Raw genomic sequence first — 20821 nt, 5'->3', positions numbered from 1 at the left:
AGAGTCATTCGGTGTCGTCAGTTGGACAGGCGCCTGAGGACGGCGTACCAGGCCACGTCGATCGGCATGAAGAAGAAGTGCAGCGCCGCCACCGCCGCCACCACCGCCAGCACCAGGGCCACGGCGGTGAGCTTGCGCGCGCGCGCGCGCCGCAACAGCAGGCTGGGGCTGGGCAGCGCCGGCAGCACCGCCAGCACTGGCACCTGCATCAAACGGATCACGTCACGCGGGCTGTGCACGGTCTGGTCGATGGCCTCGCGCAGCACGGCTGCACCCAGGCCCGCCGCCAGGGCCAGCACCACGCCCATCATCAAGATGAGCCCTCGGTTAGGTCGGTAAGGCTTCTCGGGAAAGATCGGCGGCTCGATCAAGGTGAAGCGCTCGGCCTTGCGCCCTCGCTCCAGCTGCTCGGCCACCTGCGCTTGCATCTGCTTGTCGCGCAGCTCGCGAAAGCGCCCGCGCGAGCTGTCCATGTCGCGCATCAGCTCCAGGTACTCGCGCTCGACTTCCGGCGTCTGGCTCACCCGCATGTCGAACAAGGCCAGCTTGGCGCGCAGCTCGTCGCGCTCGGTGCGCAGGGACTGCACCTGCGCGATGGTGGTCTCGATCTGCGTCTTGACGGTGATGTAGACCGGGTTGTCGGCCTTGCGAGCGCGCCTGGCGCCCTCGCCGCCGGCCACGGCCTGCGCCACCACCGGCGCTTCAAGCGCGGTGATGGAGCGCTTGAGTTGCGCCACGTCAGGGTGGTCGTCGGCAAATTTCTGGCGCAGCACCGAGAGCTGCGCGCGCAGCTCCTGCAAGCGGGTTTCACGGTCGGCGCTGTCGCTGTCGACACCGCCTGTTTCGGCCTGCAGCACCGCGATCTCGCGCCGCAGCTTTTTCACGTCGGGGTGGTCGTTGCTGTAGGTGCCGATCAGGCTGGTGAGTTGCAACTGCAGCGCTTTCAGCCGGTCGTCGGGGTCGAGCACCGTGCCGTTGGCACCACTCACCGGCAAGCTGGGCTTGGTGTCTGCCAGCTGCGTTTGCAGCGCCATCGTGCGCTCGTTGAGGAACACGATCTCGCGCTCCAGGCGCTGGATGTCGCTGTTGGCACGCTCGCTGCCCACCTGGTTGGACAGGTTCAGCTCGGGCAAGCGCCCCTGGTTGCGTGCCTTGAAGAGCGAGAGCTTTTGCTCCACTTCAGAAATGTGGTCGCTCACGCGAGACAACTCTTCGTCGAGGAACGAGGTGGTTTCGGCCGCTTTTTGCTGGCGGTTCTTGACGTTTTCGTTGAGGTACAGCGTGGTCAGCTCGTTGGCGATCTTCTGGGCGCTGGCCGCGTTCTCGCTGTCATACGACAGGCTGAAGGCAATCGTCGACTTCACCGGCGAGCCGGTGCGGCGGTCGGTCACCTCGGCGCTGATGGGCGTGAGCTTGATGTCACGGCGCATGCGGTCAAGGATCTCTTCGCTCGTCTCGCGTTGGCGTGCCTTGCCATACAGGCCGTAGCGGTCGACCAGGTCGAGCAGCGTCGAGCGCGTCATCACTTGCTGGCTGATCACCTGGATGCGTTCGTCGGCAAAGCTCGTCACGGTGGAGCGCACAAACTCTTGCGGGATCTCTTGTTCCTTGATCAGGATGGTGGCGGTGGAGCGGTACACGGGCGGCAACGCGACCGCCACGACGGCAGCGACGGCGAACAGCGCCGCAAACACCAACAGCATCAGGCCACGGCGCCGCCGCAGCACGCCCAGGTGTTCGCGCAGCGACTTGCCCTGCGGGGCCGCGGCGTCGGCGGAAGGGTAGAGATCCTGCGGAATGGCTGACATGGTGTGCGTGTTGAATGAGGTGATGTAGCGGCTCAACGCGCGGCGTCGAGCTTGGGCCAGGCAAATTGCAGGGAGATGGCGAAACTGTTGCTGCGCGCGCCCTGCCCCGCCAACACGCCCTCGGCGTGGCTGAACTGGTAGCTCGCGTCCAAGCTCAGGTCGGGGCTCAGCTGCTTGGACAGCGACATCGAGAAGGTCTGCTGTGCCGGCCGAGCCACGGCCGTGTCGGTCCCCTGATACGTCGAACGAGACTGCGCGTAGCTCATGCCGCCATTGAGCGTGGGCGAGAAGCCGTGGTTGGCGCTCGCCTTCAGGGTGTCGCTGCGCACCACGAAGCCCGCGCCGCTGGGCGCTTGCTGGCGGCCGGCGCTGAACGCGAGTTCGGTCGTCTCGTCAAACTGGTAGCGCTGCGACAGGCTGTACTGCAGGCCATGGTCGGTGGTGTAGGCGCGCGCCAACCCCACAGTGAACGGGACGTTCCCGGCCAGGCATTCCGAGATCGCGAGTGGGCACACCGCGATGGCGCGCGGAGTCTGCGTCTTCGTGCGGTAAGTGCCGAAGCTCAGCGAGCCGCTGCTGCGCTCCGACACCGCGCGCGACAAGCTCACGTTGATCTGGTCAGTGGCGCTGCGGTTGGTATCGGCTTCGGTGCGGTACTCGGAATGGCTGAGGCTCACACTCAGCGAGCCGACGTCCGTCCAGCGGTGAGACACGCCACCGGACACCGATGCGTTGCGGTAGTTCACAGCTCCCGGCACATCCTGCCCGTAACCCGTGCGCTCCATGTCGATCTGCGCGTTGCTGCTCGTGCGCTCCGTGAGCGAGCGCGTCCAGCCGCCCGAGAGCGTCTTGCTGCGCCGCCGGCCACGCGGCACGGCCACGTCGGCGGTGCCGGTGGCGTTGTTGAAGTCTTGCAGCACCTGGAACTCGCCTGTGTAGCTGTTCAAGGGGTCACTGAGCGACTGCCCCAAGCCGAGCCGGCCATCGACCCGGTCCTGCTCGCCTGGCCCCCACTGGCGCAGCGAGGTCACGCCCGCATTCACGCGCGTGGCCGAGTTCTCGGTGCGGCGTGCAGCGTTGAGGGCGGTCGACAGGGAAAGCGTGTTCATGGTGCCGGGTGAGGTCTGTGCAAGAGCGACGTTGTCATTCGATTCAAAGCGCGAAACAAGACTGTTCTCCAGCGTCCACTGCTCGGCGCGCGCGCCAACAGGTAGCAACCCCAAGGCCAACGCACCCAGCGCAGACCACCAGCCTTGCGCCGCAAACGCACCGGTCTTCACCGGCAGGCTCACGGAACCAGCAGCACGTCTCCGCTTTTCAGCGTGATGTTCTGCGACAGATCGCCGCCCTTGCGAACGCGGGAGTACTCGAACGGAATGGAAATCGGTTTGCCGTCGACCTTGCGGATGATCTGGATGCCGTCTTCAGACGCGAACGGCGTCATGCCACCGGCAATGCTCAGGGCCTGCAGCACGTCAATGTTGCGGCCGACCTGAAAGTCGCCCGGCTTGTTGACGCGACCCAGCACATAGATGCGGTAGCTCGACACGCGCACCACCGAGACGGTCACCACCGGCTCGGGAATGAATTTCGACAAGCGCTTGGCCAGCTCTTCGCGCACCTCAGTGGCGGTCTTGCCGGCCACGATGAGGTCACCCGCCAGGGGAAATGAGATGCCACCGTCGGGGCGCACCAGGGTGGCCGCCTTCAGGGTCTCGTCGCGCCAGACCGAGATCTCCAGCGCATCCTCCGGCCCGATCATGTAGGCGGGGTCGGCCACCACGGCCATGGGCTCGGCGCGTGCCGCTTCGCCTTGCGCTGCCGGCATAGGGCCATCGGCCATGAACGTCGGGAGTCGCAGGTTGGAACAGGAGGCCAGCAAGCTGAGGCTGAACGTCGCGGTGATCAGGGTCACGCGCGGGACGAACTTCAGTGCGCATAAGGAGGTCATTTTTTTGTCGGCTTCACCTGTTGATCGAAGGGGAGTAGCGCTCGGCATCGGCCTTGTCGCGGTACTCCTGCACGAGGTTGAACATCTGCACGTCGCCCAGGCCCAGCACCGGGTCTCGTTGCTTCATCACGTCTGACACGCTCTTGTTGCGGTAGCGCTCCAGCAGCTCGGCGCTCAGTTGCAGCAAGCGGTCGTTCTTGGCGCTGCACTCTTTCACTTGCACCACCTGCGCGTCATGCAGACGCTGCAGCTGGGCGCGCTGTTCGTCGCGCTGCACTTGCCCCCGCTGGGCCGCAGCCTGGGCTGATTCGGCGCTGGCTTTTTGCTCAGCGAGCTCTTTCTCGAGCGCGGCCACCTTGGCAGCCAGCGCATCACGCTCGGTCTCGGCTGCCTTCAGCTTTTCCTGTGCCTTGGGCAAAGCCCCTTTGAGCCGCGCCATCTGCTGGCTCTGCGCGGCCAGGGTCTTGTCGACGGCAGCCTTGTCGCTCTCGACCTTGGCCTTGGCGGCCTGCGCCTCCTGGGCCTGCTGCTGCATCTGCTGCAGTTGCAGCTGTGCCCGGCGCGCCGCCTTCTTGGCTTCGTCGCCTGACTGTGCAGACGCTCCCAACGCTGACACGGCCAAGGCCAGCGCGAGTGCGCAGCGGGCCAGCGTGCGGTGGTTGAAAGTGCGGTGCGGTGTCATGCCAGCCCTTTCAGAAATGCACGTTGAGCTCAAGCTGGATCACGTCGATGGACAGGGGCGGGCCCGAGATCGAGTCACCGCTGAAGTAGCGCAGCGAGGCCGCCACGTTCTTGCCCAAACCGTAGCTGCCACCGAGGATGTAGCCGCGCGCATCGGTGCCACCGAGGCGGAAGTCGCCGTCGGTGAACGCGTCCAGCACGGCGTCGCGCTCCAGGCGCTTGTAGGCCATGAACACCTGCCAATCGCGGGCCTTCTTCACCTCGTAGTTGCCGAAGGCCGCACGCAGCTGGTAGCCGCTGGTTTGCGGGTCGACATCCTGACCCACGCGCTCGCTCACGGCTGCACGGTCGAAACCGACATTGCGCACATAGTCACCCGTCAGCACCAGCCGGTTGCCCGTACCCACCGGGAAGTCCACCTGCCCTGTGACGTTGACCAAGCGATAGTCGGCCGCCAGGCCGAGCAGGGGCCGTGCAAGGTCGGACGAGATGTTGTAGTAGCTGTTGCCCTTTTGCGCAAAAGCCGGTGCGGTGAACTCGTTGAGATTGGAGTTGGCCGGGCTCACTTGGCCCACGATGTTGGCGTAGCGGTAGTAGCCGATGCCGAACTTCGCGCCCATGCCATCGTGCAAGCTGGCCTGGCTCGCGCCCACCTGCAGCCCGTACAGCCATTTGTCGGCGTTGGACAGTTCCACCTCTTGCACCGGCATGGCCGCCAGCGTGGCGAAGCCGCGCAGGCGTGGCGTGAAAGCCGGCGTCCATTGCACGGCCACGCCGTCAAAGCCGAGGTCGTTGGCCCACACGAGGTCGGTGCCGAACCAGGGGTTGCCGAAGCGGCCCACCACGGCGTTGAAGACCTCGCCATCGCGGTAGCGGATGTAAGCGCGGTCGAAGGCCGTCGTGAAGCGGTTGCCGTAGGTGCCCAGCGTCTGGTTCGACGAGATAGGGTCGGTGGTGCTGCCGGTGGTCAGGCGCACGCCGGCCGTCCAGCCGTCGTCGATGCGGGCGTTGAGGCCCAGTCGGGCGCGCACACGCAGGCGGCGCCGGTCTTCGGTGGTGTTGAGCACGGCCACGGCGCGCGTGCGGTTGGTCTCGTTCACATTGACGGCCAGCGCGTTGTCGGGCGAGAAGTTGTCGAACTGATAGCGCGTGCGCACGTCGCCTTCCCACTCCAGGCCGCGCACCCAGGCCGGCACGCTGCCGGCCTTGGCCCAGCCCTCACGGCCCGCCTGGGCGGCCAGGTCGAGCTGTATCTCGTCTTTGAGCTCCTTGCGCATGAACTCGGGCATGTAGGGCACGCGCACCGGGGCCGGCGCGGGGGCAGGCGCACTGGCCGGCTTGTTGAACTCGCTCAGCAGGGCTTCCGCCTTCTCACGGGTCAGCACGCCCTGCTCGACCAACATGTTGATCAGCTTGACGGTGGCGGCGCGCACCTGCTCGGCATCAGCCTCGGGCGCGGCAAAAGAGGGTGCTGCCCACAAGGCCAGGGCCAGCACGGCGGTCAAGCGAATAGGTGTGAAGTTCATGGAGGCGGGAATGTATGAAGCCAGTCAGGAGCGATTGCTCAGGCGAAGTTGGATCTGCCGCATCGAGCTCGGCGGGATGTCGTGCAAGGGGTTCATCTCCAGCAGCGTCACCTGGATCAGGTCGTCGACTTGCTGGTCGCCCGAGCCGTTCACGATGTCTGCTTTTTTCACGCGGCCGTCGTCACCGAGCCAGACCTTCACGATCACGCGAAAGTCGTCTTTGAGCACCTTGCGATTGCGCGTGAGCGCTTCGAAAAACTGGCGCTGCAGCAAGCCGGAGTAATACGCCCCACCGCCACCGCCGGTGGTCAGCAGGTCGCGCCCGCCGCGGTTGGCAGCGAGGCCGAAACCGTCAGAGCCGGCGCTGCCATCGGCGTCGACGGCCAACGGTTTGTCAGAGGCCGGTTTCTCGTCAGCCGCCTTGGGCTCGACGGGCTTGGGCTCCTCCTTGGGCGTGTCAACCTTGACCTCTTCCTTCACCTTGGGCGGCTCAGGCGGCTTCTCGGGTGGCTTGGGTGGCGGCGGGGGCGGCTGCCTGAGGATCGCCACCTGCTGCACGCCGTGGGGCTTGCTGGCGGGCGCAGAGAGGTAGTGCATCAGCAGCATCACGACCGCCACCATCACGCCGAGGGCCACCACGCCAAGCGCCAGCTTCTTGACCCAGCTGGAACCCGCGGCAGTTTCATCGTGGTACATCGCTCACCCCCTGTTCGGGCCCTGGGGCCGTTACTTCACCAGGCGCTGGGTCACGAGACCCAGCTGGGTGATGTCGAGCCGGCCCATGAGGTCGAGCACGTCCACCACTTTTTCGTAGTGCACCTTGGCGTCGCCCTTGATGACGACCGGGAAGCTGGGGTTCACCGCTTTCAGCTGGCGCAGACGGTCTTCCAGCTCTTGCATGGTCACCGGGTAGGTGTCGAGAAACACCTGGCCGTCGTCTCGAATCGTGATCGCCTTGGTCTGCGGCTTGGCCAGGCTGGGCGCGGCGCTGGCCTTGGGCAGGTTGACCTTGATGCCCTGCACCGAGGCCGTGGTCATGATGATGAAAATCACCAGCAGCACGTAGGCCAGGTCGAGCATGGGCGTGACGTTGATGTCGTCGTACGCCTTGTTGGCGGCCTGCATTTTCATGGCTTCGCTTTCATGGCCGTGCGTTCAGCCATCAAACCGAGTGGTTCTCGGCGATGCGGGTGACCAGCTCGTCAATGAAGACCTGCATGTCCGAGGTCAGCTCGGAGATCTTGCTGTTGAGGTAGTTGTAGCCAAAGAGCGCAGGGATGGCGACGGCGAGGCCCGCCACCGTGGCCACCAGCGCAGCGGCAATGCCAGGCGCGATGGCGTTCACGTTCACGTCGCCCGCGGCGGCAATGGCCGCAAAGGTGATCATCACGCCGACCACGGTGCCCAACAGCCCGAGGAAGGGGCCGCCGGCAATGCAGATGGTCAGCAGCACCATCTTCGAGTTGAGCCACTGCAGTTCGCGCACCAGGCGCGCATCGACCGTGGCGCGTATGGCGTTGATCGACGCATCTGTCAGCACCGCTTCGCGGCCGGCCTTGGCATAGGCGACGAAGCGGTGGCGCAACTCTTCAGCCCCTGAGGCATAGAGCCTGTACAGCGAAGAGTGCCGATATTGGGCGACAGCGGCTTTCTCTTCGTCCGCGCGGTTGCCGTCGGTGGCTGCGATGCCGGAAAACATGGCGTCGAACTGCGCTTTGAAACGGTCGTTGTCGCGCGCAGCGGCCATGACCAGCATGGCCTTGACCGCCATCACGTAAACGCTGACCACAAACATCAGCATCAAGACGCCGATGACGACCCAGCCGTCGAGCGTGACCGCGCTCAGCAGAATCTTCAGGTAGGACGGGCCGCCCTCGCCTTCGCCACCGCCTTCAGCCGGGCCGTAGACCACGAGCTTCTGGTCGGGGCCTTGCGAGAGCGCGGCAAGCTTGACCCAGTCGGCCGAGCGCGCCGTGGTGGCCACTTCCAGCTCGTCGATGTCACCCTTGAAGCCCTTGCCCACCACCGCGGCATTGCCCCATTCGAGCAATGCACCCGCGGCCTTGGCCGATTCTTGCCCGTTGAGGTAGACCGTCAGCGTGTCTTTGGCCACCACGGCGATGTGCTGCCACGCGCCAGGGTTGACGGGTGCGGCTGATGTAGCGGCTAAGCCGCCCGATTCCACCACCAGCTTGCCGCCGCGCAGCGAGATGCGCAGCGCGCCGGCACCTTCCGTCTGCTCATAGAGACGCGCGTCGGCCGCGTCGGTCGGCTTGATCCAGAACGACACCGTCATGCCGTTGGCACCAGCCTTCATTGACGGCGAGCCCGGCAGTGCCAGCTCGGAACTGCCATCGAAGCTCAGGCCGCCGCCGATGAGGCCGGAGCCGCTCGGCTTGGCGGTGGAGCGCGGGGCATGGTTGGCGTTGGCCGTGGCGTCTTGTGGCAGCGTTTCGCGCTCACTGAAGTGATAGACGAGCGCCTGTGCGCTGTCGTAGCTGGCCTTGGCGTCGCCGCCCGCGTTGGCAGCGGGGTTGCCGTAGTAGAGCCAGACGAAATCGTTCTTCACCCCAGGCGCCAGCTTGGGCACCTGCACCCACACCAGCGCCAGCTCGTTCAGGCCGTCGAACTTTTCGATGTGGAATTTGAGCGGCGTCTTGTCGTCGGCCGCGATGAAGCGCAGGTCGCTGCCGTCAGGCTTGGCGTCAACGAAGCCGAAGTTGCCAGTGTGCAGGCGCACCAGCACCAGCGCTGAATCAAGGGCAGCGGAGATTGGCAGGCCATCGGCCGCCGTGTTGAGGCCGATCTTCGTGCGCTGCTTCCACTCGGCATTCCACGCGGCATGCGAGACGCTGGTGACGAGCAGGCAGGCCAGCGCGAGAGCAAAAGCAGCAAGTTTCTTCATGACCGGCGGTGCAACCATCTCAAAGGACAGCCGCCGAGAATAGACAGCCTTTATTTCAGGGCCGTGAATTGAGCGAGATCATGCCCACTGGGGGCGGCGCACCCCCGGAATGGGTGTGCAAGCGGATGGTGTCGACCAGACGCTTGGCGGCCGAGGCCATGTGAAAGTGCTGCAAGTAGCAGGCGGCCGCCCGCAGTTTCATGGCGTCCCGTTGCTCGGGCGGCAGTTGTAACCAGCGCTGCAGGCTCGCCGCGGTGTCTTGCACGGTGTCGGCACCCGCCAGGCCCGCACCGCCGTCGACGATCTCGCGCCAGATGTTGACCTTGTCGGAAATGATCACCGGCACGGCCATTGCCAGCGCCTCGACCACTGCAACGCCGAAGTTCTCTTGGTGCGATGGCAGCGCAAACACCTCGGCCGCCTTCAAGGCCGACCATTTGGCGCTGCCGGTCAGCATGCCAGTCCATGTGATGCGGTGCGCCACACCGAGCCGCGCGGCCAGGGCCTCAAGCCCAGCACGCACGCCCGAGCGGTCGTCGGGCCCGGCCATCACCAGGTGCAGGCGCTCGTCTTGGTCTGACACTTGCGCAAAGGCTTCGATCAGCAGGTCGCCGCCCTTCTTCACATGCAGGCGCCCAAGAAAGAGCAGCACGCGCTTGCCGCGCGTTTCAGGCCAGGCCTGCGCAAATTCATGTGCACTGCCCTCTTGCGAGGCAGCGCCCAGCGCCACGCCATAGCCCACGACGGCGGGCTTGGCGCGATAAAGCCAGAACGACTGCGCCGCAAGCCGCGCTTCTTCGCTGGCGGTGAACAACACCGCCGCCGCATCACGCAGCACGCGGTAATCGGCCCAGGGCCAGTAGAGCCACTTCTTCAGGTGCTTGAGCGGGTATTGGCGCTTGAACCACGGGTCGAGCATGCCGTGCGGGTACACGAAGTACGGCACTGGCCCACCCCGCAACGCGCGCCACACCGCGAGGCTGTGAAATTGCCACAGGCCATGCACCACGACCGCGTCATAGCGGTGTGCGTTTTCGCGCAGCCATGGCACCAGCCGGCGGCTGTGGCCGTACAGGCTGGCACAAGGGCCTATGGCATGGGTTGCCACGGGAAAGCTGGGCACCCAGCTGTCGTCGGGCGCGTCCAGCGTCAGCACCTCTTCCACATGGCCCATCGCGCGGGTGGCCATCACCGACTGGCGCAGGCCCTCGGCGATGCCGCCCGATGCGGGGTCAACGGTGCGGATGACGTTGAGCACGCGCAGCGCGCGCAAGCCTTGCGACTCCATCATTTGGCGAAGCAGTCTTTCTCCTGCTCCTTGCAGTTCTTGTCACCAAAGCCCATCACCTCGACGGTGAGGATGTTGGGCTTTTGCACGCCGGAAGCGGTGGCAGCCCGCGCCGCCTCGGCCGCGTTCTTGGCGGCGTCTTGCGCTGCCTTGGCACCGTTGTCGGCGGTGCCACCGCTCGCGGCCAGCGAAGACGCCAGGCTGCCGGCCACCGCCACCGGCACGCCGGCTGCGCTGCCGCCCGCGGAGATGTTGCTGGCGTTCAGCACCGTCTGCGCGGCGATCACGATGTTGCCGCTGGAGCGTATGCCGGCTTCACCCGCGTCGACCGCACCCGCCGGCGCGAAGAGGTAGATGCTGCCTGGTGCCGAAGCGGTGCGCGGGCCGATGCCATCGGGGTCGGACGTGAGCGTTTGAATGCCGCTGCCCGATGCGCTCGCCGGGATGGTGTAGGTGTAGCCCGTCACCTCGCCATTCGGCCCGAGGATCGGCGTCTTGGTGGGGGGTGGCGTGCTGAGCGAGGTCTTGGCGCCGCGGCCCGCGTCGACGCTGCCGCCGCTGCTGTAAATCAGGATGTCGCCGCCCTGCGCCGTGAGCACCTTGCCCTGGTTGATGATGAAGTCGTTGCCCACCACGCTGCGAATGGCGCCACCGCCATTGGTCACCACGCCGTTGGTGATGCCCTCGATCGGTGTCGTCAACCCGGCAATGACGCTGCCGCCCGGCGCCCACAGGTCGATGTCGCCTTGCCCGCTGCATTGGCCCACGCAGCTGCTGTCGGGCTGCCGGCTGTTGCCATAGGTCTGGATGGAGCTGAAGGGCGTGAAGATGCTGCCCTTGCCCACGCTGCCTGCAGGCACCGCCAAAGCCGTGACCTCGGCCAAGGCATCCGACATGATGATGGGCGTGAGCCCCTGGGGCAGCGCACCGCGGCCGCGGCGCGCGCGGTAGTCGGCAAAGACGCGGGGGTAGAGCGCATCGAGGCCGGCGAAGGCTGCGTAAGCGTTGCCGCCTTGCGTGCCCTGCGCCAGATCGGCCAGGCTGCGCGCATTCGCAATCTTGGCGGCGTCGGTTTCGCGGTTGAGCAGCTCATAAAGCGCCGTGGCCTGCCGGGCCTCTGCAGAAGTGCCCAAGGGCAACGAGCCCGTGCTGTCGGCAGTCTGATACGCCCTCAGCACACCGGGGTAGCGGGTGACCAGCGCGACATACGCGGCGTAGGTCTTGTCGCGCGCTGCCAGGTCTTGCACGCTCGTCGCACTGCGCACGGCCGCGCGGTCGGCGTCACCGTTGAGCGCGCGGTAGAACGCGAGGATCGCGTCAGTCTGGCCGTTGAGCGCGATCAGGTCTTCGTAGGTCGCTTTGAAGAGCGCCGGGTTCACATCACCGCGCACACCGGCCGTGATGGTCAGGTGGGCGGCGTCGCTGTTGGCGAGGCTTTGATTGGCGTTGTTGCCGGTGGCGATGATGCCACCCAGGTTCGACGGGCCGTTGATGATCGCGGCAGTGCCCACGTCCACGTTGCGGCCCGCTTGAATCAGCAGGCTGCCAGGCCCCCGCATTTCAATGCCAGTGGGCACCACATCGCCGGTATCGGCACGCACTTCCGAAACATCAGATGCATCGAGATTCTGCAAGGTCAGCGCCAGGTTCCTGATGTCCCTGCCGGCACGGATTCGGCTTTCCGCGGGCAGACGCAGATCGCTGAGGCCCACACTGCTGCGCACGTCGCCATTCAATCCTTGTATGTCGAATCGAAGCCCTGCGGACACCGGTCGGTCAACGATCCGGCCCGTGAGGTTGCTCGATACAAGCCTATCGAACGAGCTGAACGATCCGCTGCCCGCGTTCCAGAGAAGGGGCCGAGAGACATCATTCATGCTGTCCGGCGCGCGATCCGAGACGATGAGGTTGGGGTCGAACACCGACCCGTTGGCCAGCAACGACACCGTGCTCTGGGGTGAAGGGAATGTCACGATGGGGCTGCCCGCTGTTGACTCCAGGGAGATATCGCCATTCAGAGCAGCCGCAATCAGAGTGGCTGGGTAAGCGCCAGGGGCCTCGGCGGGACCGACGTAGTCGGCACTCCTCAGGCGGCGAGTTCCTGCCATGCGATAACCAATGTTCAGGTCACCCGATTCGGCCAACAACTGCACCGAACTGTTGGGGGAATACGTAAAAAAAGTCAGCGCCCGATTGCCTCCACCATTGCCGAGGCCAGGGCCAAGGCCGGGCGTAGAGGTGTCTTGCGGAAGCGCCGTCGGGTTGTCGACGCTTTGCACCGCCACCCCTCGCCCGGCGACAACCGACACATTGGCCTGCGCCGGCGCCTCCCCACTGCTCACCCCCATCAGGAAGAGCTGCGTCGGCAAGCTAGAGCCTCCCACATCACCACCCGCCACGATCTGCCCTAAGCCACGCGAGACAAGGAAGCTGCCGCCCACCACATCGTTGCCGGCGTGCACCTGAAGATTGCCTCCGCCCTGCACGTCCAACGCATCGGCATTGCGGCCGGTGGTCGGCAGCATGGCGCTCAGTTGCCTCACATCCCGGCCAGCCTCGATGCGCACATCGCCGCCGCCGAGCGTTCCCACCCCTTGCTGGAAGTTCGGCCGGTAGACCCACCACTCCGCGGGCAAGATATTGGTGCGGCTGAAATTGCGGCGCATCCATTCCGTAACCAATTCATCGGGTGCATCAACACCCGAGGCATCGCGCCCCGCCTTGATGGAAATGCTGCCACCACCTTGCGACCAACGGTTGTTGCCGTTGGCAGCAGTGTCGGCCGCGCCGATCTTGCCGGCCGTGTACACCACGCTGCTCGTCGAGCCCAGGCGGAAGTCTGCTGCCGCCGCAATCTCGATCGAGCCGGTGCCGGTGCGCACCTTGGCGGTGTTGCCGCTGAGCAGCACATTGCCGCTGTCGGCGCCGGCGACTTCGGCAAGAGGTTTGACCGCCATCGCATTGGCCGCCGTCAGGTCAGCGCCACCCACCAGCTTCAAGTTCCAGGTGTCGCCGGCCAACAGGTTGTCATTGGGCATGCCCAGCGCGTTGCCAATGGTGAGGTTGCCTCCGGCGCGCAGCGTGAGCGTGCCCGCCTTGCCGCCGGCCAGCCAATCGCTGCTGGTCAGGTCCCACGCCGTGTCGACATTCAAGTCACCCGTGCTGCGCAGCTCGGTAGCACCACGAAGCGTGGCATTGACGTCACCCCTGAGGCCACCCAGCAAGGCCGACCCATCGTTGCCGTTGATAAAGGCGGCGTGGTCGGCTGCATAGCCGGTGAGGTCGAGGCCGCCATTCGCGTCATAGACACGCTGCGCTTCGAGTGCCACCTGGGCCGCGTTGCCGTTGGCACCACGAATGCCCCGCACGGTACCGTCCAGGCTCACGGGCGCCACCACGTTGGCGGCGTCGCGCGCCACGGTGAAGCTCACGTTGCCCGTCTTGCCTTTGGCACCGGGTCGCACGTCGATCACCGAGCCTGCGTCGAAACTCAGCGTGCCACCGGCGGTGCCCATGCGCACCTGCCCGCCATCGGAAAGCGCTGCGCTCGCCTCGCTGCCCGTGCCATCGGCCAGCACCTGCGCGCCGGTCAATGACAGACCGTTGGCGGCCCACACATCGACCTTGGCGCCGCCCCGGCTGGAGCGCGCATGCAGCGTGCCTTCGATGTCGATGCGCCCGGCATCGGCCGAGAGGCTCAGCTCGCGCCCTTGCACCACATCGGCGGCGCGCACCCGCAGGTCGCCCTGGCGGTAGCGAATCTCGCGTGCCTCGTTGAAGCCTCCGCTGTTGAGCGCGGTGTTCAACACACTGAAGTCGAGCAGGTCGCCGCGCTTCACGTCAAGCGCAAAGCGGCCGCTGGCGGCTGTGGCTTCAGCCGTGCCTTGCAGCGTGCCTTGCAACGCCACCGTGTCAGCCGCGATGCGCAGGCTGCCGGCATCGCCGCCGCCCACGCCCCGCGTGTCGACGGTCGAGCCGGCGGCCAGCGTCACTGCGCCCTGCGTGGCGCTCAAGTTGACCTGGCCCGCATTCGCCGCCACCACGTTGCCGTGGTAATCCTTGGTCAAGCCGTGCACGTCGACGACTGCACCTGTGGCGAGCGTGACGCCATCGCTTGCGTCGCCCCCGCGGGCGGCCACAGTGATGGCACCCGACCTGGCTTGCACGGTGGTCGCCACCTCTACGCTGCGACCTTCGAGGTGCAAACGCCCACCCGCTGCGTTGTCGGTGCTGCCCACGCCCGCGGCACTGCCTGCGATGCCCGCCAGCGTGAAGGCTGAGTAAAGCGGGTTGGCTGCGTCACGCAGGTCGGCCGCCTGCCAGGTCTGGTCCGCACCCGCGGCCATGCCGACCTTCGGCGCACGAATGCGCCAGTCGCCGCCCACGGCCAGGGAGCCGGTGCCTTGGCCCACCATTTCGTTGGTGGCCGTCATGGTCACCGTGTCATAGCCGTTGATCTTCTGTGCGCCCGCACCCACCACGATGCGTTGCGCATCGATGGCGAGCGTGCCCGACGACACGGCCGCATCGGCCACAGGCTGGCTGCCGGTGTTGATGAGCCGCACTTCTTCGCGCGCCGCGATCTGTGCCGCAGCAGGCACGCTGCCCACGGCGTGGCCGCGCAAGGCCGCAGTGTCGAGCGTGAGCTGACGTGTCGCCGCCGAGCCGAGCTGGGCATTGCCAAACAGGTCGATGCCGTCGTAGCCCTTGATCAGCAAGGTGTCCAGGCTGGCCAGGTTGGCAAGGGCTGTGTTTGACAGCACCAGGCCGTCGCCGATGTCGGCCACCGTGGCGGTCTCGCCTAGGCTCACCTTAGACGAAGCGAGCGACACCGCGCCGCCCGCGGCCACCGCCAATCGGCCTTGCGACTGCATCGAGCGGGTGGCGTCGAGCAGCAGCGAGCCGGCAGCGTTCAGTACCGCACCGTCGTCGATGCGTATCGTGCCGGCGTTGCCTGCGGTCATACCGCGGTCCACGCTGGCTTGCGCGCCGCCCGACAAGCGCAGCAGGGCGCCATCGCCCTCGGCCTTGATCGACGTGACGGTGCTGCCGGCGGTGGCGCCGGCTCCTGTGAGCACGCTGCCGCTGCGCAGCTCGATGCTGTCGGCTGCCGACAGCAGCAGCTCGGGCGCCGACAGCGCCCCGGCCGCCGTGTTGGCCACAACGATCTGCTGCGCCTCGGTGCTGATGCGCACGCCATCGCCATCGGCCGTGCGCTTGCCGCCCAGCAGCAGGCTGCCGCCCAGCGCCGACAGGGCACGGCCTTCCAGCTGCAGGTAACCGGCGTCGATGCCGTTGTCGCTGCCGATGCGGTCGACGACGGCGATCCTCTCAGCGCTGATGTCGATCTGCGCTGCGCGGCCGGTGGTGGGCTCGGTGACGGTGCCACCCGTTCCCGGGGTGGTGACCACTTCGCCGCCGAGCGTGAGCGCGGTGGTATTGCTGATGAGCAGGTGCCCCGCGTCCATGGGCAGACGCGGCGCGGGCGTGCGGTTGTTCGCCGCCTGCTCGGCGAGGTAGCTCGAGGTGGTGAGCGTGTAGTCAGACTCGCGTGTGGCCGCGCTGCCCGGGCGCACCACCACACCCACGGTGTTCGACTCACGGACGGTCGTGCCGCCGGCCACACGGTAGCCCGCCACCACGGCCTGCCCATTGAGCAGCTGCGTGGTCTGGCCGGGGCTCAGGTGGGCGTAGGTGCTGCCGGTTTGCAGCTGCACCAGGTAGGCATTGGGCAGCAGCGCGTAGCGCGCCGGCAGCAGCACGTAGTCGCCCTCGGGCACGATGGCACCGCGCCCGATGTGCAGCTGGTCATACACGCTGGTGTCGTACTTGTTGGTCAACAAGCCGAAGCCGATGTCTTGCGCCACGGCCAGGTCGGTGTCGACCGGCATGCTGCTCAGCTGTGATTTGGGAATGATGGCGTAGGTGTCGGGCTTGGCCAGCACATCCTTGGTGCCGCCGATGCCGGGCACGAATTCGCGGGCCTGTATCTCGCCGCCACCCGACAGGTCGACCTTGGCGCCAGCTTGCACATCTATGGTCTGGCCTGTCAGCTCGATGCGCTTGCTGTCGGCGCTGGCGGTGATCACCGAGTTGCGATTGCCACCCGCGGCGTTGTCCAGGTAGGACCATGAAATACCGCCGCTGGTGCTGCCGAACGGCACTGTCAAGCCGTCGGCAGACACCGAAGTAACGCTGCCCGGCGCCAGCTCCAGGCGCGAGCCGGCACGCAGGTCGATCTCGCCCAGCGGCGCCTTGACGACCCCGCTCTGCACGATGTTGTCGGCCATCAAGGCCAGCTTGCCACCGGCGGAGTACACATCGCCCGCCGATTTGCCGTTGCTCGCGATCACGATGTTGCCGCCCGCCCTGGGGGCGCCGCTCGATGGGTCCACGACCGAGAGCGTGAAGTCGCTGCGTGTGCTGGGGTAAAGCTGCGTGGCGCTGAGCAGAAGATCACCGCTCGTCGTCAGAGAGCCGATCTGCCCGCCGAAGCTGCGGTCTCCGGCCGGCGAGGCCACGGCGCGGCCCGTCATGCGGATGTCGCCCTCGCTGAAGAGACGCGCCTGGGCAATGCCGTTGAGCGTGACCGAGCCGAACAGATCGATGGTGTTGGCCTGCACCGACAGCACGCCCGAACCGGCGCGCGTAGGCAGAACGGGTGACGCCCCCAGGTCCATGACCGTCCCTGCGCCGTCGCGCGGTGCCAACGATTGGCCCAGCGCGACCGATGCACCACGCAAGCTGGCGCGGCCATCTTGGGTCACATCGATCAGCGGTGCGTCGAAGCGTATGCCCCGCGCAAAGTCGAGCGCCACGTCGCCGCGCAGCTCGATGCGGTTCTCGGACTGAAGCCGCAACTTGTCGAAACCGGCGGCACGCAGGTCGTCGATGGCCAGCGCGGCATCGGCGAAAGCGGGGTCGGCAATCGGCGCCACGCCGGGCACCTGCTGCGTGACGATGATGCGCCGCTCGCGCAGCTCGGCCACCGGGTCGGCTCCCTTTTCCAGCCCCTTCAGCTCCAGCGCAAAAGCACCACCCGCGCCCTGCGGCGAGCCGCTGCTGGCCTTCAGCGTGGCACCCAACTGAGTGCTTCCCTGGCTGCTGATGAGCAGGCTGCCGGCGTTGCCGTCCACCGCCATGCTCACCGGCGCTGCTCTGCCATCGGGGCTGGGCAACTGCAGCACTTGCGTGATGCCTGACACATCGATGGATGCGCCTTCGGCCAGATTGACCCCCGCGCGCATGGCCTTGATGGCAACGTTGCCGCCGCCGATCACACTGCCCTGCACCGTGCCGTCGAGCGTGGGCTTGGGCACGAAGGTGCCGGCCGCCGAGATGACGGCGGTAGAGCCTAACGACAGGTCGGGGGTGACGAGCCCGTCACGCGCCGGTGCCGCGAGGTTGAGCAGCACAGTGCCCCCCGGCGCAATGATGTGGCCGTCGACCTGCAAGCCGTTTTCAGCCGACAGCGACACCGTGGCCTTGGGGTCAGCCTGGATGACCGAGCCCGCGGCCATGGTCAGGATCGCCTGCCCCTGGACAGCGCCCGTGCTTTTGTTCGACTCAGCAGAAGACAGACTGAGGTCGACGGCGTGACGCAAATGGTCGGGCAGCAGCTCGACCTTGGACACCTGGCGCAAGTCACCGCCCGTGGCCAGCGCGCTGGCCTGCAGGGAGTCGATCACACGGTTCTTTTGCTGCAGCGTGATGCGAGCATCGGCGGTGATGTCTACCCCCTGAATGGTGTTGATCGTCACACTGGAGAAGCCGCGCTCCGAGAACAACTCGGGGCCGAGCGCGGTGGTGTTGGGGGGCAGCGTGCCGCTGGCATCAGCCCCTTCCAGCACCACGCGCGGTGTGCTCAGCACCAGCTTGCCGCCGTTGCCTGCAGAGTAGCCCGAGAGGTCGGCCCGCAGCCAGTCGGCGCTGAGAGAGCTCGACAAGCCGTTGGCGATGGACAGCGTGCCGCCATCTCCCAAGGTGAGCTTGCGCCCGCTGCTGAGTGCTGCACCGCCACCCACGTCGAGCATCGCGTCAGATTCCAACACCGTGGCCGAATTGCCTGCGCCATTGCTTGAGATCGTGAGCTTGCCGCCCGTCAGCATCGACGATGTGGTGGTGGTCGTGGTTTTCTGATCGGGTGAAAGGACGACGTTCAGGCGCCCGCTGGGCAGAGCATCACCCACGAACGAGCCGTCAGCGCTGGCGTTGTTGACCCACACACCCGCGGTCGACAGCGAAGCGCCGCTGCGCACCGTCACGCTGTTCTTGTCGGCGGACAAATCGGGCGTGAGCGGGCGGAGGGTGTCGACAGGCCTCAAGGTGATGCTGCCGCCCGGCATGCTGATGGCACCGGCCACCTCGATCTGAGGCGAGCGCAGCACCAGTGACGAGCCCGGTGCGCCGTCGATGTGCACGCCTTCCGGCACGACGATGCGGCCATTGGAATTGAGCTCGACCGAGTCGAAGGCGCTTTGCACATAAGCGTTTTGCCCGGCCATGCTGGCGCGGCCGAAGATCTGCTCGGCCGCCAGCGTCACGTTGTCGGTTTGCGCGCTGCTCAACGGCGCAGACAGATTGAATGCCGCCCCCAGCGTGTCGCTGGTCATTTGCGCAAAGCCCACATGACCGATGCGTTGGTTCGAACCAAACTCGGTCGTATTGGCATCGAACACGTCGCCGATGCGCAAGCTCGCACCGCGTGGCGCAGCGGCCATTTGGTTAGGCCCCACCGTCACCCCGCCCTTGAGCTGGCCGTCGAGCACCAGGCCGGCGGCAGAGTTCAGCGTGATGCTGCCGCCCGCCTTGCCCTCCAGGTAAGCCGCCTCCGATTTGCCTATGCCATAAGTGCCGCCGCGAAACACCTGGGTCTGGCCCCAGCGCGCATCGGTCTTGGTGTAGCTGTCGACCTGGCCGCTGTAGGGCCGCTGCTCGGCCGCGCTGCCGATGTCGTACAGCCGGCCATCAGCCCCCAGCAGCACGCTGGTGGGGGCCGTGCCGGCGCCATAGCGATAGCCGCCGCCCGAGGCATCGAGCGTGGCGCCGCTGCGCTGGATCAGCGCGCCGGTAGAGCTGATGTCGAGCTGGCCGCCCACAGCGGCTTTTTGCCCCACCGTGCGGCCTTGGGCCGCGATGTAGCCGTCGAGGTTGAGCAGCGGGCTGCCCTTGCGCAGGTCGACAGTGACGGTGGCGCCTTTCAAGATGCCGGTCTTCTGGTCGGGCGAGTCTTTCAGCTCGTTGGAGGTGACCTTGAAGGTGAGCAGGTTGTCAGCAAAAGCCACATCGGCCCAGTTGCCGGCCACGCTGGTGGTGCTGCCGGCGTCTAGGTACACACGGGCTCCGCTCGGGTCGGCCGCGTCCTTGGCTTCTAGCGTGATCTTGCCGCCGCTGGCCTGCAACGTGCCGCTGCTGGCGATGGTGCGGCCTTCGACCTTGATTTCCCCTCTCTTGTCGAGGTAGCTCTGGCTTTCGGCCAAGGTGGCCTTGTCGGCCGCATCGGGCCTCACTTCGGTGACGCTGCCGGCACCGAGGCTCACCGTGCCGGCTTGCGTGACGACTTGGCCGCCGTCGGCAACCTTGGCTTTCGCCGTCAGGTACACCGAACCGTTGGCCTGGATGGCCGTGCTGGCCGACACCCGGCCGTTCTGGTTGACGGCCAGGCCGGCGAGCGTCACGTTGCCGCGGTCGGCGCTGATGTCGCCCGTGTTCTGGATCAGGCTCGTGAGATTGAGCGCCGGGCCATCGGGCACCGCCTCCACTTCGACCACATAGCCGCGCAACGTGAGGTTCTTCGGGTCGTCGTTCAGCGCCAGGTAGACCTTGCTGCCAGCGGCCAGCAGCACCTGGCCATCGGGAGCCTTGATGATGCCGCCCTGGTTGTCGACGCTGGGCGCGAACAACATGATCGAGCCGCCGGAAGGCGCTTGCAGCAGCGGCGCAGGCGCGTTGGCATCGCCGCCACCCAAGCTGATGGCACCCGGCCGTGGACCGCCCGGCAACAGGGGCACGATCAGGCCGTTGCCTACCTCGGGGTCGGGGTTGTAGCCGCCCTCGAACGCGGGCGTGGTCAGGCCCCCGCTGGTCAATCCCAGGTTAAGAAAGCGCTCATTGCTGATGTTCAGCGAGCTGGCCACCAGCTGCGTGTTCACCTGCGCGCCGCGGTTGAAGACGATGCCGTTCTGGTTGATCAGGATGATCTGGCCGCCGCTGGCCGCGGTGCCATCGGGCCCCACGCTGCTGAGGCGGCCGCGTATGACGCTGGGCACCGCGTCGTAGATGCGGTTGAGCGCCGAGGCGCTCACGCCCGGCTGCCTGAACAGCACCTCGGCGTTGGCGCCGATGTCAAACGAGCGCCAATCGATGATGGCGCGCTGGTCGCCCTGGTCGATGGTGAGCAGGCTGCGCCCGCCGGCGGTGGTGGTGGGCGTGCGCACCCAGGTGTTGTTGCCGCTGATCACGCTGCGCAAGACCGGCAGGGTGTTGGGGGCCGGCACACGCTGGGCCAAGGCATCGAGCGGCAGCGCAAAACTGATCAGGCCCATGCCGGCCAGCACCAGGAGGCTGCAGCTGCTCTGTGGCCACGCCCCGTTGCGAACAGGGGGAGCGAGGCGTGTGCGAACGGAGCGGGGTTTCATGCAATTACTTTCACAAGGCAGTCAC

At 66.6% G+C, this 20821-nt stretch carries 10 protein-coding genes; all 10 read right to left on the bottom strand.

Features of this window, described 5'->3' with window-relative positions; translation table 11 throughout:
• Positions 1–17: 17 nt before the first annotated feature.
• The 10 genes from AC30QB_RS21870 to AC30QB_RS21825 are packed head-to-tail and all read right to left on the bottom strand — an operon-like array spanning position 18 to position 20703.
• Positions 18–1808, bottom strand: a complete 1791-nt coding sequence (locus AC30QB_RS21870) for a GNVR domain-containing protein (protein WP_489548389.1) — start codon at positions 1806–1808, stop codon at positions 18–20.
• Between the two features lie 32 nt (positions 1809–1840).
• A complete protein-coding gene (locus AC30QB_RS21865) occupies positions 1841–3100 on the bottom strand; it encodes a hypothetical protein (RefSeq protein WP_489548388.1) in 1260 nt (419 codons plus the stop codon).
• Positions 3097–3759, bottom strand: coding sequence for a polysaccharide biosynthesis/export family protein (locus tag AC30QB_RS21860; protein WP_489548387.1), 663 nt, complete (start codon positions 3757–3759; stop codon positions 3097–3099). Before AC30QB_RS21860 ends, AC30QB_RS21865 begins: the two co-directional genes overlap by 4 nt.
• Before the next feature lie 13 nt (positions 3760–3772).
• Complete coding sequence (locus tag AC30QB_RS21855; RefSeq protein WP_489548386.1) at positions 3773–4441, bottom strand: hypothetical protein; 669 nt, start codon at positions 4439–4441, stop codon at positions 3773–3775.
• A 10-nt stretch (positions 4442–4451) separates the two neighbouring features.
• Complete coding sequence (locus AC30QB_RS21850) at positions 4452–5966, bottom strand: putative porin (RefSeq protein WP_489548385.1); 1515 nt, start codon at positions 5964–5966, stop codon at positions 4452–4454.
• 24 nt (positions 5967–5990) lie between these two features.
• Positions 5991–6662: a hypothetical protein gene (locus AC30QB_RS21845; RefSeq protein ID WP_489548384.1), complete on the bottom strand. Its 672-nt coding sequence runs from the start codon at positions 6660–6662 to the stop codon at positions 5991–5993.
• A 30-nt stretch (positions 6663–6692) separates the two neighbouring features.
• Positions 6693–7097: an ExbD/TolR family protein gene (locus tag AC30QB_RS21840; protein WP_489548383.1), complete on the bottom strand. Its 405-nt coding sequence runs from the start codon at positions 7095–7097 to the stop codon at positions 6693–6695.
• A 31-nt stretch (positions 7098–7128) separates the two neighbouring features.
• Positions 7129–8871, bottom strand: a complete 1743-nt coding sequence (locus tag AC30QB_RS21835; RefSeq protein WP_489548382.1) for a DUF2341 domain-containing protein — start codon at positions 8869–8871, stop codon at positions 7129–7131.
• A gap of 55 nt (positions 8872–8926) precedes the next feature.
• Positions 8927–10162 carry a glycosyltransferase gene (locus AC30QB_RS21830; protein WP_489548381.1) on the bottom strand — a complete coding sequence of 412 codons (1236 nt, stop codon included), beginning with the start codon at positions 10160–10162 and terminating at the stop codon, positions 8927–8929.
• Positions 10159–20703 (bottom strand): filamentous hemagglutinin family protein, encoded by a 10545-nt coding sequence (locus AC30QB_RS21825; protein WP_489548380.1) that lies wholly within the window; start codon positions 20701–20703, stop codon positions 10159–10161. Before AC30QB_RS21825 ends, AC30QB_RS21830 begins: the two co-directional genes overlap by 4 nt.
• Between the last annotated feature and the right edge of the window lie 118 nt (positions 20704–20821).

The sequence above is a fragment of the Rhizobacter sp. genome, from assembly GCF_046595475.1.
Taxonomy (GTDB): domain Bacteria; phylum Pseudomonadota; class Gammaproteobacteria; order Burkholderiales; family Burkholderiaceae_C; genus Rhizobacter.
The sequence above is the reverse complement of the archived record's forward strand: the minus strand, read 5'-3'. Positions and strand labels throughout refer to the sequence as shown.

What these genes read in the sequence shown, in the direction of transcription:
- AC30QB_RS21870 (WP_489548389.1), bottom strand. Translation starts at nt 1,808, where the DNA reads ATGTCAGCCATTCCGCAGGATCTCTACCCTTCCGCCGACGCCGCGGCC.
- AC30QB_RS21860 (WP_489548387.1), bottom strand. Translation starts at nt 3,759, where the DNA reads ATGACCTCCTTATGCGCACTGAAGTTCGTCCCGCGCGTGACCCTGATC.
- AC30QB_RS21855 (WP_489548386.1), bottom strand. Translation starts at nt 4,441, where the DNA reads ATGACACCGCACCGCACTTTCAACCACCGCACGCTGGCCCGCTGCGCA.
- AC30QB_RS21850 (WP_489548385.1), bottom strand. Translation starts at nt 5,966, where the DNA reads ATGAACTTCACACCTATTCGCTTGACCGCCGTGCTGGCCCTGGCCTTG.
- AC30QB_RS21845 (WP_489548384.1), bottom strand. Translation starts at nt 6,662, where the DNA reads ATGTACCACGATGAAACTGCCGCGGGTTCCAGCTGGGTCAAGAAGCTG.
- AC30QB_RS21840 (WP_489548383.1), bottom strand. Translation starts at nt 7,097, where the DNA reads ATGAAAATGCAGGCCGCCAACAAGGCGTACGACGACATCAACGTCACG.
- AC30QB_RS21835 (WP_489548382.1), bottom strand. Translation starts at nt 8,871, where the DNA reads ATGAAGAAACTTGCTGCTTTTGCTCTCGCGCTGGCCTGCCTGCTCGTC.
- AC30QB_RS21830 (WP_489548381.1), bottom strand. Translation starts at nt 10,162, where the DNA reads ATGATGGAGTCGCAAGGCTTGCGCGCGCTGCGCGTGCTCAACGTCATC.
- AC30QB_RS21825 (WP_489548380.1), bottom strand. Translation starts at nt 20,703, where the DNA reads ATGGGCCTGATCAGTTTTGCGCTGCCGCTCGATGCCTTGGCCCAGCGT.